Source organism: Candidatus Nanopelagicales bacterium, from assembly GCA_028687755.1.
GTDB lineage: Bacteria > Actinomycetota > Actinomycetes > S36-B12 > S36-B12 > UBA11398.
The window spans coordinates 16086-31764 of sequence record JAQTZL010000004.1 but is presented as its reverse complement, the minus strand read 5'-3'; the positions used below and the strand labels follow the sequence as shown (position 1 = coordinate 31764).

14 protein-coding genes are annotated in these 15679 nt (G+C 52.7%); 8 read left to right on the top strand and 6 right to left on the bottom strand.

What is annotated here, in order from left to right; genetic code table 11:
• Window positions 1–11 precede the first annotated feature (11 nt).
• The gene (locus PHN51_06730; GenBank protein ID MDD2818475.1) at window positions 12–1523 is read right to left on the bottom strand and encodes a DUF2142 domain-containing protein; all 1512 of its coding nucleotides are present in this window, start codon (window positions 1521–1523) and stop codon (window positions 12–14) included.
• Window positions 1524–1623: 100 nt separating this feature from the next.
• Here PHN51_06730 and PHN51_06725 point away from each other — a divergent pair, with 100 nt between their 5' ends.
• The 3 genes from PHN51_06725 to PHN51_06715 are packed head-to-tail and all read left to right on the top strand — an operon-like array spanning window position 1624 to window position 5032.
• The gene (locus PHN51_06725) at window positions 1624–2694 is read left to right on the top strand and encodes an N-acetylneuraminate synthase family protein (GenBank protein ID MDD2818474.1); all 1071 of its coding nucleotides are present in this window, start codon (window positions 1624–1626) and stop codon (window positions 2692–2694) included.
• 10 nt (window positions 2695–2704) lie between these two features.
• The gene (locus PHN51_06720) at window positions 2705–3703 is read left to right on the top strand and encodes a glycosyltransferase (protein MDD2818473.1); all 999 of its coding nucleotides are present in this window, start codon (window positions 2705–2707) and stop codon (window positions 3701–3703) included.
• 57 nt (window positions 3704–3760) lie between these two features.
• Window positions 3761–5032, top strand: coding sequence for a hypothetical protein (locus PHN51_06715; GenBank protein ID MDD2818472.1), 1272 nt, complete (start codon window positions 3761–3763; stop codon window positions 5030–5032).
• Here the strand turns inward: PHN51_06715 and PHN51_06710 are convergent.
• Both PHN51_06710 and PHN51_06705 read right to left on the bottom strand, forming a co-directional pair.
• Window positions 4983–6146 carry a glycosyltransferase gene (locus PHN51_06710; protein ID MDD2818471.1) on the bottom strand — a complete coding sequence of 388 codons (1164 nt, stop codon included), beginning with the start codon at window positions 6144–6146 and terminating at the stop codon, window positions 4983–4985. The genes PHN51_06715 and PHN51_06710 overlap by 50 nt on opposite strands.
• 9 nt (window positions 6147–6155) lie before the next feature.
• A complete protein-coding gene (locus tag PHN51_06705) occupies window positions 6156–6359 on the bottom strand; it encodes a hypothetical protein (protein MDD2818470.1) in 204 nt (67 codons plus the stop codon).
• A 178-nt stretch (window positions 6360–6537) separates the two neighbouring features.
• On the opposite strand from PHN51_06705, the gene PHN51_06700 reads away from it, so the two are divergent.
• The gene (locus tag PHN51_06700; protein MDD2818469.1) at window positions 6538–6909 is read left to right on the top strand and encodes a hypothetical protein; all 372 of its coding nucleotides are present in this window, start codon (window positions 6538–6540) and stop codon (window positions 6907–6909) included.
• A 100-nt stretch (window positions 6910–7009) separates the two neighbouring features.
• Here the strand turns inward: PHN51_06700 and PHN51_06695 are convergent, their stop codons facing one another.
• Window positions 7010–10609 carry an FkbM family methyltransferase gene (locus PHN51_06695; GenBank protein MDD2818468.1) on the bottom strand — a complete coding sequence of 1200 codons (3600 nt, stop codon included), beginning with the start codon at window positions 10607–10609 and terminating at the stop codon, window positions 7010–7012.
• 117 nt (window positions 10610–10726) lie between these two features.
• On the opposite strand from PHN51_06695, the gene PHN51_06690 reads away from it, so the two are divergent.
• Window positions 10727–10867: a hypothetical protein gene (locus PHN51_06690; GenBank protein ID MDD2818467.1), complete on the top strand. Its 141-nt coding sequence runs from the start codon at window positions 10727–10729 to the stop codon at window positions 10865–10867.
• A gap of 21 nt (window positions 10868–10888) precedes the next feature.
• Here the strand turns inward: PHN51_06690 and PHN51_06685 are convergent, their stop codons facing one another.
• Window positions 10889–11881 (bottom strand): GDP-mannose 4,6-dehydratase, encoded by a 993-nt coding sequence (locus PHN51_06685; protein ID MDD2818466.1) that lies wholly within the window; start codon window positions 11879–11881, stop codon window positions 10889–10891.
• A 33-nt stretch (window positions 11882–11914) separates the two neighbouring features.
• Window positions 11915–12919, bottom strand: a complete 1005-nt coding sequence (gene gmd / locus PHN51_06680) for a GDP-mannose 4,6-dehydratase (protein MDD2818465.1) — start codon at window positions 12917–12919, stop codon at window positions 11915–11917.
• Window positions 12920–13037: 118 nt separating this feature from the next.
• Here gmd and PHN51_06675 point away from each other — a divergent pair, with 118 nt between their 5' ends.
• The 3 genes from PHN51_06675 to rfbA all read left to right on the top strand — a co-directional run bounded on the left by PHN51_06675 (window position 13038) and on the right by rfbA (window position 15663).
• Window positions 13038–13811 carry a DUF3800 domain-containing protein gene (locus PHN51_06675; protein ID MDD2818464.1) on the top strand — a complete coding sequence of 258 codons (774 nt, stop codon included), beginning with the start codon at window positions 13038–13040 and terminating at the stop codon, window positions 13809–13811.
• 123 nt (window positions 13812–13934) lie between these two features.
• A complete protein-coding gene (locus PHN51_06670) occupies window positions 13935–14774 on the top strand; it encodes a glycosyltransferase (protein ID MDD2818463.1) in 840 nt (279 codons plus the stop codon).
• A gap of 28 nt (window positions 14775–14802) precedes the next feature.
• On the top strand, window positions 14803–15663 hold the full coding sequence (gene rfbA, locus PHN51_06665; GenBank protein ID MDD2818462.1) for a glucose-1-phosphate thymidylyltransferase RfbA: 861 nt from the start codon (window positions 14803–14805) through the stop codon (window positions 15661–15663).
• The last annotated feature ends 16 nt before the right edge of the window (window positions 15664–15679 follow it).

Sequence of the window (15679 nt, the reverse complement as noted above, 5' to 3'; positions counted from 1 at the left end):
ACGGTAGTCCACTAGCGCGCGGACGAGGCTCGCTGCTTGCTCGTGCCCACCCAAAGAAATAGACCCACGAGCCAAACGCAGGTCGCTGCCGCCGTGATGAAATTGACAGGGATGAATGGCACACCCAACAGCGGTTCCCACTTAATCGGGAGGGTGCCTTCAATGAGAGGGTGCTGCTGGCCGGCGATGTAGCGCTGAATATTTGCCCAATACGCAACCATCGCGCTGATCGAGAGCAATACACCCAACGAGATCGCCGGGGCTTTAGGTAGCGATAGTTTTTGAGTTGGCTTGAAACTCAAGCCCGCGGTTGCGACCAAGATTGTGAGCAGCGGCAGTAGGTAGCGCGGTTGCACAAGTTCACCAACGTTGAGGCGCTGCTGCTGTAGGTAGGCAAGCGGTACGAACACCAGTGCACTAGCAGCGATAGCCATGGCGATGATCTGTCGCTTATCTGCTTGGGCTAGCCCGCGATAGAGCAGCGCACCAACTACGAGCACACCGATAAAGGTGACGCTTGCGGGCATTGCGGTGTCGAACCAGCCAAGGGCTCCACCCACGATGCCTTGGAAGAGTTGAGGCAATTGAGTGATGTTGGTGAGCAACAGACCTACGCCCGAATCTGCATCGCCGATCACGCCACCATCACCGGCACCGAGCAATGTTGCCGACGAAACTGTGAAATACAAAATAATTGCAATCACACTTATTGCAATGAGAGTCCAGAACTTTCGAGGACTCTGGCGTGCTTTCTTCCAACCATTGATAGTCAACACAACGATGGTGGTGAGCACAACATACGTGTTGGCATCTACACGACTGCTCATCGCAAGAAACGCACAAACAATCGTTCCGAAGGCCAGCAAGATCGCTCGCCGATCCCGTGATTTCCCTTTAACTGCAGCATTTTCTGGGTCATCATGTCTACGCCATTGCAACCAAGCCAAGGCGAAAGTCCAGTAACCGGCGATACCCATAATCGTCCAGGCACTGGGATTCGTGGAGGCTGTAATGAAGATGCCTAATGGAATAAAGGTCGCGGGTATCGCAACCGCAGCCGCACTCGAAATTCCTTTGGGTGCCAATCGCATAATTGCTGCAAGTAAGAGTGCGGCGATCATTGCGTTGAATAAGCGCATCGCAACAACTGACCGTTCAAGGTTTGGCCCAACGAACACCGACATCACTTTGTAGAAGCCCGGTGGGTAGAGGCCTTGGATGTCGTTGATGCGTTCAGTCCAGATCATCGTGGTGTCGTTGATCGTGGCGTATTGGCACTTAGCTGTGACATCAGCTAGCCATCGGTAGCAATCCGCGGCGTCCACCACATTGCGGGGCACCTTGCGGGTGTTGGGATAGGCCGGGTCTGTTTCGCAGGCATTGGCCCGATCGCCTTGGCCACACCAGATCGAGCTCAGGTGGTAATCGTCATCAGGGGCGGATCCCACGGGCGAGGTCACAGCCCAGCCGGCGCACATGATGAAGAAGGCAATGGGCAGGAGCCACCAGGCGCGTTTCCTCACATGGGCATCCTAAAGAGGAATTTGCCCCGGATTGACCGCAGGCAATCGTCGATCTGGTCACTCTTCCGTACGATTGCGCCAACTCGACTACGGAGGCTTCGTGAGCACGTTTGCGCTAGGTGATCGTTTGGTTGGCCCTGACCAGCCGACCTATTTCATTGCCGACATCGCGGCCAACCACGATGGCGACCTCGATCGCGCCCTTGAGCTCATGACCCTGGCCAAGGAAGCTGGCGCCGATTGCGCCAAGTTCCAGCACTTCCGCGCCGCTCACATCGTTTCTGACTATGGCTTCCGCTCCCTTGGTGGCCAGCAGTCCCATCAAGCTGCTTGGACCAAATCCGTATTTGAGGTCTATGAAGACGCCGCTGTTGATTGGGATTGGACCGCCAAGCTGGCTGCTCATGCTCAAAGCATCGGCATTGAGTTCATGTCCGCTCCTTACGACCTTGAAGCAGTCACGCACCTCAACCCGTACATGAATGCATTCAAGGTTGGTTCGGGTGACGTGAACTGGCTTGAAGAACTTCAGTTCATCGCTGACATTGGCAAGCCTGTCTTAATTGCGGCAGGAGCCGCATCTTTGCAAGATGTTGAACGCGCGATGGATCTTCTTGCCGCAGCAAACGTGCCAATTGTGTTGATGCAATGCAATACCAACTACACGGGTTCAATTGAAAATATTCAATACGTGAATCTGCGTGTGCTTTCGCAATTCGCTTCGATGTATCCAGGAGTCACTCTTGGACTTTCTGATCACACTCCAGGACACGTCACTGTGCTTGGCGCCGTGACGCTTGGTGCTCGCGTTGTCGAAAAACACTTCACTGATGATACCAAGCGCGTTGGTCCAGATCATGGCTTCTCACTTGATCCAACAACGTGGCGAGCAATGGTTGATGACACTCGAATGTTGGAAGCAGCACTTGGCACCGGACAAAAGCGCGTGGAACCAAATGAAGAACAAACCGTTGTATTACAACGTCGTTGCGTGCGTGCCGCGCGACCAATCGCTGCAGGAAACGTGATCACTGAAGCTGATATCGAAGTGCTGCGCCCAGCGCCAGCAGATGCAATTCCTGCGCACGAGTTTGCCAAGGTGCTTGGAACAACTCTGAATCGCGACCTGGTATTCGGTGAAGAACTTCACTGGTCAGATGTGACTGCGTAATTTATTTCCCATGAGTGTCGACTGTGTATATGTGAGTGCCACCTGGGGCATTCACGATCAACGGTGGACACAAGCGCTCATCACGCTTGGCCACAACCCTGCAGTTGTGGTTGTTGGCCGCGAATGTTCCCTAGAAGATGTAGGTAGTTACGTAACCTCCATCGCAGGTGATTCGCTTCCTGTTCTTGCTGGGCCACTCACCACAATCACGCAACATCTGATTGCCCAATCACCGTTCTTGCGCGTTGTTGGTTTGTCGTGGGGTTTTGATCTCTTCGAACTCATCGCTCAACGCAATTTGGCATGGCTGCCTTTACTTAAGGGAGTCATTGTCGATTCGGAACCAACAAAACTGATCACTAACGCAGCTGGTGTTGACTCGAAATCTGTCACGTTCATCCCCTGGGGAATCGACCTTGATGCGTTCACCCCCGAAGGCCCACGCGTTGATCTCTCGTCGCTGGGCCTTGCTCCAAATTCCCAAGTCGTGTTGTCCCTTCGTGCCCACGAAGAGCTCTATCGAGTGGGCGACATCCTCGAAGGCTTCGCACAGATGGCAGATCTTGAGCCAGATGCCGTACTCGTGATCGGCCATTCAGGCTCACTGACTCCTGCGTTACAAGCTCGGGTCGCTGAATTAGGGCTCGAGGATCGAGTCCGCTTCATCGGCACCATCGCTGAAACCGAATTAGCTCCATGGCTTCGATCGGCTGCCTGCTACGTCACCGCTTCTGAAGTTGATGGCACCTCCGTGACCCTCCTTCAGGCAATGGCCTGCAAAACGCCGGTTGTGGCATCAGAAACCCCTGGCAATCTTGGTTGGGTAGATGACGGAGTCACCGGTTCAACCTTCACGACCGGATCACCCGCAAGCATTGCTTCGGCTCTCATGACCGTTCTTGCAAGTAACTCGGAAGCCAGTGTTCATCGGGCACGCGAACAAGTGGTGACTAGAGCAAATTGGCAACAAAACATTGCTCAGCTGGATGTTGCGCTCTTTGGGCATTAGATCGTTTCCCTAGACTTCCTGTAATCATCAGCGTCACCGCTATCGGGGGATACCACCGTGTTGAGTCAATTGCGTCGAATCACTTTTCCACTCATTGCAGTTCTGTACGCGGCATGGAACTTCATCGCTTGGATCGTGAACGATCCACAGGAATTTGGTGATACTTACCGCTACTTCGGCTCAACGCTCTTTGACATTCAAAACCCCGGGTTCACACCCGTGTTGCTGTACACAACAGCAAAAAGTCCTGAACTCGTAACGTTCTTGCAGGTCGCGATTTATGTTGCTTGCTGGTTGCTACTTGCATACGTGATCCTTGCTCGCACAGCATGGAAGAGGTCCGGGCTTGTCTTGGCTGTACTGACACTTGTCGTATCGATGACCACGCCACTGTGGTCGTGGAACATGTTCCTCGCTTCTGAAAGCTTGGCGATTAGCTTCTCAGCTTTATGGTTGGCTTCAATCATCTGGCTGGTGCAGCGACGCACAACGTGGTCACTGTTCTTGAGCGTGATTGCAGGCTCAAATCTCATTATTGATCGCCCGCAACTCACACCACTTGTTGTGGTCGTGGTGGCCATCAGTGCTGTGTGGTTCTATCGAATGCGCAGGCAGCTATCTGTTGCTGGGCTTGGGTTTTTGGCAATTCTGCCAGCGGCTTTCTGGGGTATTGCGCGACTTACCTTGCTTTCCTCGGATGCGAAATACCGCTATCGATACGCGATCGACAACCTGATGGATAAGACTCCTTCATTTAGACCACATGCACTGGAAAACATTGGTCAATGCGAGCCGATCACGACCGCAATTAATGGGCCAGCGCCTTGGGATGACATGTGGAAACTCAAGGAAAATTTAGCGAGCGTCTGCCCCGATGCATTTCTATGGCTGCAGAGTTCTAAAACAGGCCTCACAACTTGGGTGATGCAGATGCCAGCGACTGCAATTCAGAATTTCTTTGATGTTGCGATCACTTGGCATTACTTCCCATACTCAGCAGCTCGCGCTATGCCTGATGCATTGAGCACCCTGCTCATGCCAAATTGGACTACCTGGTTGATCTCTCTGGTGTACCTAGCAATCGGACTTGTCTTTTTGTTGGTTTCGGGATCACGGTTACGGGTTTCAGTGTTTGGAGTCATCTCGACCGTGCTCTTGATACTTACCGCTGCTGTCACTGCATTCGCTATTTGGGGCGCTGACGGAATCGAACATGAACGTCACTTGATTCCGCTGACGATCCTGATTCCAATTGCTGCGCTCGTGCTGCCGGCAACTCTTAGTGCTGGCAACTCTCGGCTACAGCCTGCGCAAATGCAGACCACGTAGGTACAGCCTCTGAATCCAACGATGCCTTCGTTTCATTCAGGTGTTCTTGATGGCCAAAGCGCAAAAACATTGCTGCCAGGTTTTGCGTTGAATCACAAGGAACTTGCAGCGCACCCTTACCCACCATGAGTTCTCCTGCTGGCTGCACGCCATCAAAAATCACTGGCGTACCAACACGAATTGCTTCAAGCACGGGGATGCCATAACCCTCAATACCGATCGAGAGAAAGACTGAACTTTCATTCACGAGGTTGTACACCTCAGCATCTGAAGCACCTCGTACCCAGGCCACTGGGTAGCTCTCATCGATTGCTTGTTGGATTGCTTGGTTGATTGCTTCATCAGAGGAAGATTTCTTGCCGATGTAGAGAAGTTCGGCATCCAAGCCTTGATCAACAGCTTGTTTGAAACCTTCAAGGATTTCCACTGGGCGTTTGCGAGCTTCAAGGGTGCCAAGGCGGCTGAATCGAGTTTTCGCTGGCGCCTTTGATTTTCTGGATTCAAGATGGTCACCACCTGGGTGAGCTACGCGGATTGGTAGTGCACGGTCTCGGCGAAGGCGATCAAGAATCGAATCACGGGCATAGTCACTAATGCACACCACATCATCAGCAACAGCAAGGAGTCTGAAGTATTCGCTTACCCAAGCTGAATTTCCTGGTTTAAAGCGGTAGTTCGCTGGTTCGGTCATCGGCAATGTGTCATAACCGATCATCACCGTGCGCATGCAACGACGGAAAATTTCGAATCGTTCGAGCACGCTTGGCAGATAGGAAACCTCAGGGAGTAACCAGGTGTCATACAAACTGACGAGATCACCAAGCTTGACGATTGTGTAATCCCGCGATTGCACGTGTTCAGCAACATAAGCATGAACAATGCCAAGCACATCATCAGCAGGTTCGCGGTGTTGAAAAGCCAAGCCAATGAGGGCCGCTGCCTGTTCTGGTTGCAGCAGCAGGTATTCGCCAATGCGTGCAGGGTTTGGAATAACGAAATCCGCCTGGACCTCTTCACTTGGCCATTCTTTGGCCAAATACTGAAGCACCCGCTGAATACCCGTGCCGTACGGATCGCGAATGAACTGCTCGATGTCGATGCCGACGTATGTCATGAAACCTATTTATCCAAAAACCTGAGAAGCTGAAATGGGTTCGAGTACTTCAACCAACTCAAGTTGTTCATCTTCTAAATAATCGTTGAGGGCCTCACGGACCATTATTCGCAACGCACCTAGGTCTTGATCACCAACAATTAGAGCTGGCACCTGCGCGCTGCTCGCTTCCCAAAACCCATCGTGATCGCGATAGGCGACTGTGATTGTCATGGCTACCGCTTTCTCACTAGGGCCAGAGCTTCTTCGAGTGAAACCCCTGCATTGATGGTTAATACTTTACGCACGATTCCTCAAGGAATGGTTTAGCCTCCAAAAGCACCACAGCTGTGTCTTCATCGCCTGTGGATAAGTGTTCGCTTGGCAACCATGCCAAGACTAGGTTTCAATGATGAGTTCAAAGCCATCCATTTACGTTTACGTAGATGGCTTCAATCTTTTTCGCCGGTCGCTCATCGGTACTGAGCATCTTTGGCTTGATGTCACCAAATTGGCAAGCATTGCGTTGCCACACTACGAAGTTATCCGCCTGAAGTTTTTCACTGCCATTGTTAAACCGCATCAGGGAAATCTCTACGCTGCACAGCGCCAAGAGCGGTACCTGGAAGTACTTCGTTCTCTTCCAAATATTGAGGTGCATTTGGGGTTTTTCCGCCGCGATGTCAGCGAAATGCCAAGACACCCGTGGGAGTGGGATCACGACGGACAGCCGATCACCCGTGCTGACGGCAGTATCGTGATGAAGCCAGTGGAGTGGGGATAAAAAGCGAGGCCCCGGAGTAATCCGAGGCCTCGACCCGGACGCAAAGGACCGGGGGTGTGTTCTCATTGTGCAGGTTTGCATTACACATCGCAAGCCTGTCCTACACATCTCGCGCAGCAAGCCTCAGAAGTACCAGTAACGCTTCGGCATAACGGGCCGGGGATTTCGCATCGAGATAGGCAAGACGCTGCTGCTCGCGCACATCGTGAGCAATCGGATTCTTGATCCGATGCTCAATTGCTTCAGCAACCATCAGCGAACTCACATCATCGGGAAGGCGATCGATGTAATCGGGAGTATCAACATCGATGGCTAGCCCAGAGCTGGCAACACTCGTGGTGCCAAAGGCTGCAAGGTCACTCAACGGGCCACTCACACCGAGCAGTGGGCTCACACGCAGTTGCACGCCAAGATCAACAGCAAGCAGGTAATCGCGGAATTGATCGTCGGTGAGAAAACCAGTGACTTCAAACTCAGCAATGCCTGCTTCTTCCGCGCGCTTGGCTAGTGCCTTGGCATCAGATTCTGAAGCAGAGCCAGCAAGGTGCAGAGAGATCTTGTAGCCCCATTGGCTTAACCAAGCTGCTGCCTCGACCACAACATCGGTGAGTTTGGTTCGAACATCAACAAAACCAAACGTTCCTAAATGAATCGTGTCTGGGTTAAAGCCCAAGCGCTGACGAGCTTCGTCGCGCATTGCTTGGGTGATGTGATCTGTATGCGGAACGCGCTGATTGGCGAATGGCAGCAGCTTGGGAGTCACACCTGTTTCTTCTTCAATGCGGCCGGCCGCACTTGGGGCGTGCAAGATCAAATGTGTTGCCTGATTTGCGATCTCCCAGAAACCAGCATTCTGTAGCAAGCGCATATCGTCGATTTGGTCATCAAGAGACGGCTTCAGCGAACGCTGCGCTTGGCCGCGAACCATAACTTGCTCAACGCCACCCTGCCCGCGCATTGCCATGTAGTACTCAACCATTCGCGTGTCATGAGCAATGGCAACAGCATCAACCTTGTTCATGACTTCGATGAATGGAATATGGAAGTGTGAATTTCCCACCACGGTCACGAATACATCGTGATCGTGACCGTTCGTGATGACTTCATCGATGTTGGCGTGCTTGATGTTTTCATCAACCTTGCCGCCCGTGGTCGTATAGACGGTGACATCAGCCAACTTCGCCAATTCGCGCACCGTGGCGGCTGAGAAATCTGCAACACCGGATCGTTGCGGTTCCCACGGAGTGGCAAAGCCAATGCTGAATTGTTCGTTCTTTTTCATTGGCTGTTCGGAAAGTTCGGCTGTTGTGTTGTTCTTCCGTGCACTGATCCGCTGCGCAATGGAGGTTTCTAGATCCTCGTGACGATGACTCATTAACTTCTTCAGCTGCTGCTTTTGCGTTGACTTCTTGCCGCGGTGAAAGTTGATGGCCTTCGCCAACGCCTTGATATCTCCAGCCGGGGCTAAATAGCCACTTGAACCAATGAGTTCACGGTGGGCAGGGATATCAGAAGCAACAACCGGCGCACCTGCTCGCAAAGCTTCAATCACAGGTAATGAGAGACCTTCATCAAATGACGCCACCACCACAAGCTCTGCGCAGCTAAGCAGCTCGTGCATTTCCTCATCGCTGATACGGCCGAGGGTTTGGGCTTCTCCCGGGCGCATCGCTGCTGCGATTGACCAGTGGTGCACGCGTGTTCCTTGCCCAGCCATGCCCAGCACCATGACATTGCGATCTTCATCGCGGCCAGCTGTTGCTGCACCAATTGCGGCGAGCGCGCCATAGGTGTTCTTACGTGGCTCATCGCCAGTCATCACCACTATTGGGCCAGTTTTTGGTTCCTGAACACTCACCTGCTGACTTCGAGGCAGCACGTCTTTTGGCCAAGCAACCGATGTGGTGACCTGCGCGGCGCGTGGTTTGCCTAGCCAGTCTTTGAGTTCGGTTTCTGCCAGATGTGAGATGCAGATGAAGTCGTTGTATTCACGAAGTGCATCAAGACCTGCGGCATATTCCGCGCGCGCAGCAACATTGTTCAAGTAGATCGTTGGGTAATGCATTGGGATGAAGTCAAAGACGATTGCGATCTTTTGCAGGTCTTGCTTAAGTAACGGTACGAGTGGATCAGCGCTTGCGGTCATTGGAGATGGCTGAATCAGCATGCCAAACTGCTGAACGTTTGCCTTGTTTACACGCGTGATTTGCTCGCACTTACCAACGAGAGCTTCTGGCAGCTTCTCGAGCGACTTATCAATCAACAATACGAGTTCGTCATCACTGGCTGTTGCGCGTGCGCTCTGTATTGCAGCCAGAGCAAATCGACCAATCCCTCGAGCACCGAAGGTTGCTGTTTGCAGGCTCCGTGCATCGAACAGGATTTTGTTGCCGTTGACTGTTGTGCTTGGAGCTTGCTTTGAATCTGCTGGATGTTCAGCCAGTGCAAGGCGCAACCGCAATGCCGCCTTCAGGCGTCCGATCTCATCGTTGTGATTGTCGGTTCGAAGGTTGAGGGTTGCATCGTCGTCATACGGGCCAGCCGCGAGCCACGCCTGAGCACCTGCAATGTCAGTGTTGGTGAGTTCTGTGAGCTGAAAACCACTGGTAGGTAGGGCTGGTTTGCCCTCTGGGGTGATCCAACCAACGTGGTCTGCTGGTGGATTTCCGAGGTAGGCAGGATCAGTGAGATGGCCTTGATTGATGATCACGTGCTTGAGATGTCGCTTACGCACAAGTGATCGCTTCAGCGGACCAGGCAAATGGTTCATGCCTTGGCGCGCTTTGAATTGCGCGATGCGCCCAGCCTTGGCCCCCTTGCGAGCAACCTTCCAGGCTCGTGAACCTTCAACTTGAGTCAATGCCGAGCGAAGTTCGCCGATCTGCTTTTCATATTCTGTGGTTGGCACTTCGTTCGTGATGTCGTGCAGAAGTAATTCGCGTTGCCAAGCGCGGCGAATGTCTGCCTTATTTGATCGATCACGCAAGGTGGCTTCTTCGAATTGCACCCAGCCATCAGCGCCTGCATCAATGGCATTGAAAGGCGTCGCAACAGATTCGATGAGTGTTGAGTGTTCATTTGCTACGTACCAAGCATTCACGCCATCAAAAGCTGCGAAGGAGTAGTTGTGATTGGTAATCGCGGTTTCCCAAGATTCATGCGAGCGCACGCTGGTGCCGGGCAACACTGCTTCAACACACAACACCCAAGGGCGGTGGCGATCAAGATCTAGGCCGGCCAGCACTGAGCTTTCCGCGCCTTCAACGTCGATGCTCATGAAATGAATCGTGGTGACGTTGTTGTCATCCAAGATTGCACTGAGCTTGCGAGTTGGCACGTCAAAGGTTGAGGTTTCAAAGCCTCGCCCTGCAGCGACTTCTGCTTCTTTCGCGGCCAATGTGCCAAGGCCGGTGCCAGGTACGCGGTGGAAGGTCAGCACGCCATCGTGATCAGCAGCCGCGCACTCAACCACAGTGTCATGTGGGCGATGAATGCGAAGTTCTTCAGCGTGGTCTGGATCAGCCTCAATGAGGATGCCTCGCCAGCCTTGGTCATAGAGGCTCGCGGTGATGCTCAGATGTCGAGGTTCATTGGCGCCAACATCTACGTAGGTCAGGCCAGTTGGATCCTGATCCCGAAAGGCCCGCCAGACACGGATGTCCTCAGCGTTTTGCGCGTAGGAGATCTTTCGGGCGGTCACGAGGAATGAGCGTACGGCGTGCAGCGAAGGTTTATCCACAGGCGCGAGAGCAAGCCTTGAGAGAATATGTTGACTCTCATAATCTTGGAGTCCGCGGCTTGGTGAAAGGAAATCATTATGGATATTTCTCTAACACCAGATTCGCCATCGGTTGATGGTCCCGAGCATTTGGGTGATCTGATTCAAAAGTATCTCGGTACAACAGTTTTAGATCTTTCACTGCGAACTGAATTTCAACGATCCGTGGAATTTGACTAAAGGTCGTGGAATCGACTTCAGCTACTCGTGCCAAAGGGCTTGAGGGTCAGTTAGTAGAAGTTGGTCGTAGGCCACCATGGCCTGAGCGATCTCTTCGAAGCTCTTGGTGTGTTCCCAACCCAGTTCCTTGTAGGCACGCGAGCTGTCCCCCCGAAGCAAGGTCGGGTCAGTTTGGCGACGGAAATCATCGTTCGTACGCACCAGCGGCTGCCAGCCTTCTATTCCTGCGGCTTTGAAGGCCAAGGCGATGAAATCTTTCAGTTCGTGGCTATGGCCCGTTGCCAGAACGTAATCGTGCGGGGTGGTCGCCGCGATCATGGCGCGCATGCCACGCACGTAATCCGGTGCCCAGCCCCAGTCACGCGAAACATCTAGGTTGCCGAGTTCAAGAAACTCCTGCTGGCCTGCAGCAATTTTTGCAACGCCTTGAGTGATGCGTCGAGTTACGAAACCTTCACCACGCAGTGGTGATTCGTGGTTATAGAGAATCGCGGCGGTCGCAAAGAGTCCTTGAGCCCGCGCAACATCAATGAGTTCGAGGGTTTGCGCTTTCGCGACTGCGTATGGAGTTACAGGGCATCGTGGTGTTCGCTCATCTTGCGGTGAAGTTTCGGTTCCCTCAAACACTGTGCCTGATGCCGCTTGCACGAACTTCACTGTTGCAGTGGTGCCACGTGCGCGGCTTGCAAGAGTTTTCATACCCGCAAGAATTGCTTCTACTGCACCAACGTTGATCTTGTGAGTGAGTTCAGGATTTGCTGATGCTTCAACGAGTGAACTAATACCGCCGAAGTTATAGATCTCATCGGGAGCTGCATCAATGATGAGTTCTTCAAGTTTGTATGGATCGCCAAGATCGCATTCAAAAACCTCAGCAGTTGGTGCGTACTTCAGATACGTCGAGTAATCATGATCGGGCTTTACTAAACCGACGACTTCATAGCCGTCAGCAAGCAGCATTTCAGACAGCAGTGTGCCGTCTTGCCCTGCTACCCCAGTGATGAGTGCTTTCATGCTGACGCACGTACTCGATTCTGATTAATGAAACTAGAACTTGCCTTCAGGAGCACCATCAAGGCGAGCAAGGTCAGCATCAACCATGATCTTTGCGAGCTCTGGTGGCAAAACCTTTGCTTCCCAACCTAAAACGCGCTTTGCCTTGCCAGCATCGCCGATGAGTTCATCAACTTCTGTTGGGCGCAAGAACTTTGGATCGAACTTCACATAATCTTCCCAGTTCAATCCAACGTGTTGGAATGCAAAGGTAAGGAAGTCGCGAATTGTGTAGGCAGTTCCGGTTGCAAGAACGAAGTCATCCGGTTCATCTGCTTGCAACATGCGCCACATGCCATCGGTGAACTCTGGTGCGTAGCCCCAGTCGCGGATGGAATCAAGGTTGCCCATCCACAGTTCACTCATGTTGCCTTTGACGATGTTTGCAACGGCAAGAGTGATCTTGCGCGTTACGAACGTTTCGCCGCGGCGTGGTGATTCGTGGTTGAAGAGCTGACCGTTCACAGCGAACATGTCGTACGCCTCGCGGTAGTTCTTCGTGATCCAGTAGCTGTAGACCTTCGCTGCGCCGTATGGGCTGCGTGGGTAAAAAGGTGTGTCTTCGTTTTGTGGTGGTGGGCTTGCGCCAAACATTTCGCTGGTGCTTGCTTGATAGAAACGAATGCTGGTGTCGTGGCTGCGAATTGCTTCGAGCATGTTCAGAGTGCTCACGCCAGTTGCTTCAGCGGTGTAAAGGGGCTCATCGAAACTCACGCGCACATGTGACTGCGCTGCGAGGTTATAGACCTCATGCGGGCTGATCTCGCGCACGAGCTGGTGCATGCGTGCGGCGTCGGTGACATCGCCGTAATGCAAGTGGAGGTTCTTCCCAGGGATGTGGTCATCGTGGTGCAAGTGGTCAATGCGGCCACGGTTGAAAGAACTAGATCGGCGCACGATGCCGTGCACTTCGTAGCCCTTTTCCAACAGCTGGCCAGCCATGTAGGAGCCATCTTGACCCGTCACGCCTGTGATGAGCGCGCGCTTTGCCTCTGCCAAGACATCCTCCGACCGAATATCGGACAACCGAGGGGTTGTCCTACGTAATTGAGTAAGTGCAGCCTACCGGCTCTTTTTGCAGGTAATGGAAGTCAGACCCTGCGACTAGCGTCTTTTTATGTCACCACATACCGAGCACCCAGAATTCACTGGAATGCCAACTCCCACCGATTGGGTGGCTTTTGTTGATGAGTCTGGTGACCATTCGCTTGATTCGGTTGACGCCAATTTTCCAGTCTTCGCGCTGTCTATGTGTTTGTGTCGCTGGGATCAATACCTGTATGAGGTCGTCCCAAATTTCAAATATTTGAAACTCAGATACTTCGGTCACGACAATGCCGTGTTGCACGAAGCCGACCTTGTCAAAGTTAAAGGCATCATTAAGGATCTCGGCCCTGAACGCCGAAAAGCCCTCCTTCAGGACCTCACTTCACTCATCCAGACTTCACAATTTCGCCTCATCGGTGTCGTGATTAACAAGCGTTTGCTCAAGTCCAAGTACACATCCCCCACTAATCCCTATGCATTAGCAATCGAATTCGCGCTTGAACGAGCGACAAGATTTCTCGACCAGCAAGCAGAAGTTCCCTCGCAACTCACGATCATCGCTGAGTCGAGGGGAAAGCGTGAGGATGCTGAGTTACGAACAGCTTTTCAAGGCGTGGTTTCCATTTCTAGAAATATCTCTCGCCGAATACAGCTTCGCCTCGTGTTTGTGGAAAAGCACATGAATTCCGAAGGCTTGCAACTTGCAGACCTCACAGCCCGGCCAATCGCACAGTCAGTTTTGCGGCCAATGCAGCCAAACCGCACCTACGAGGTTCTTAAAATAAAGTATTTGTCAGACGCCGCGGGAAATTACCAAGGAATCGGCCTGAAGGTATTTCCATAAAAGCGAAAGCCCCCTTTCGGGGGCTAACTCTCGGCCACGCAATTGCGACCCTTACGATAAATATAACCCAGCCTTCTGACAATGCCCGTATGCAGATCTCGTGAGCCTGACTAGTGTTTTCACGTGTCCTTATCCGTGGCTGTCGTCGTACCGACTTATCGGCCCGAACCCTCCGAACTCTTGGCTCTGGTCACGTCACTCCAGGCTGCTGGCTTGCCCGTCTTAGTCACCGACGATGCCTCCCCTGCAACTTTCGATCCTGCCCTTCGTGCAGTTGAAGCCCTAGGGGTCACCGTTCTTCGTCATGAACGCAATGCCGGGATAGCTCGTGGCTTGAACGAAGGTCTGGGTTTTGCCTTCGATGCAGGAGCCTCGTGGCTACTTACCGTTGATCAAGACACGGTGTTGCCTTCTGGCTACGTCGATTCCCTCATTCCTTGGGCAGTTGCTGGTGTTGGTGTGGTCGCTGCTGAACACATTGCCGATGCCAGCGGAGCGATTGGTTACCCATCGCGTTTGATTGATGGCCAGTTGATCACTGAAGAAGTTATTCAAACTGGATCACTGTGGTCAGTGGAAGTGATGCAACGCGTTGGTGGCTTTGACGAATCACTTGGGATTGATGCCGTTGATGCTGCAGCGTGCTTGCGAATTCGCGAGCAAGGGCTCCGCGTAGTGCTCGCCCCCGATGTTTCGCTCACTCATCATCTAGGCAACACCCGCCAAGTTCAGATCTTTGGCAAAACAGTATTGGCAACAGGGCACAGCGCTTCGCGACGAACCACGATGGTGCGCAACCGATTAAAGCTCGCGCCAGCAGAATTTCGTCAATCACCCATTCATGCCATGCGCACGCTTCGCCGCGTTGCCGTGAATGTGGCCCTTGGTGCATTAGTTGAAGAAGATCGCTTGGCCAAAGCTAAGGCTGGCCTTCGTGGTTTGCGTCCAGGATCAAAGCATTAATGTTTCATTCTTCTAGAGGGGAGCTCCTGTGAAGGGCATCATTTTGGCTGGCGGCACTGGCAGCCGGCTTTGGCCGATCACCAAGGGCGTGAGCAAGCAATTGCTCCCTGTCTACGACAAGCCAATGATTCATTACCCACTTGAAACCTTGATGGGCGCCGGGCTTCGCGATGTTCTGATCATCACGACACCTGATGATTCGGAAAGCTTCTCCCGTTTACTCGGTGATGGCTCAGAGCTCGGCATGAACATCCAATATGCAGTGCAGCCATCCCCAGATGGTTTGGCGCAAGCCTTTTTGATCGGCGCCGATTTCCTTGCTGGCGATCAAGCGGCGCTCGTACTCGGTGACAACCTCTTCTACGGCCCATCCCTTGGCCGCAAACTCTCAGCGCTCACACATCAGGTAGGCGCAAATGTCTTCGCTTATGAAGTCGCGAACCCGTCTGAATATGGCGTTGTGGAATTCAATGCTGATGGCGTCGCGATTTCAATTGAAGAAAAGCCAACAGCACCAAAGAGCAACTTCGCGGTACCTGGCCTTTACTTCTACGACGAAACAGTTGTTGAAGTTGTGAAGCACATTAAGCCAAGTGCTCGAGGTGAACTTGAAATCACTTCAGTCAACGATCATTACCTACAAGCAGGCACCCTCACCGTTTCTGTTCTTGAGCGTGGCACTGCGTGGCTCGATACCGGCACCTTCCGCTCACTTCAAGACGCAGGAGAATTCGTTCGTGTGATTGAAGATCGCACCGGAACGAAGATTGGTTGTATTGAAGAAACCGCTTGGCGCAATGGCTGGATTACCGATGAGAAGTTGCTCCAGCATGCAGATGCGTTGGCGAAATCTGGTTACGGCGATTACTTGCGTGGGTTGATTAAATAACTGTTGCTGTCGTGAG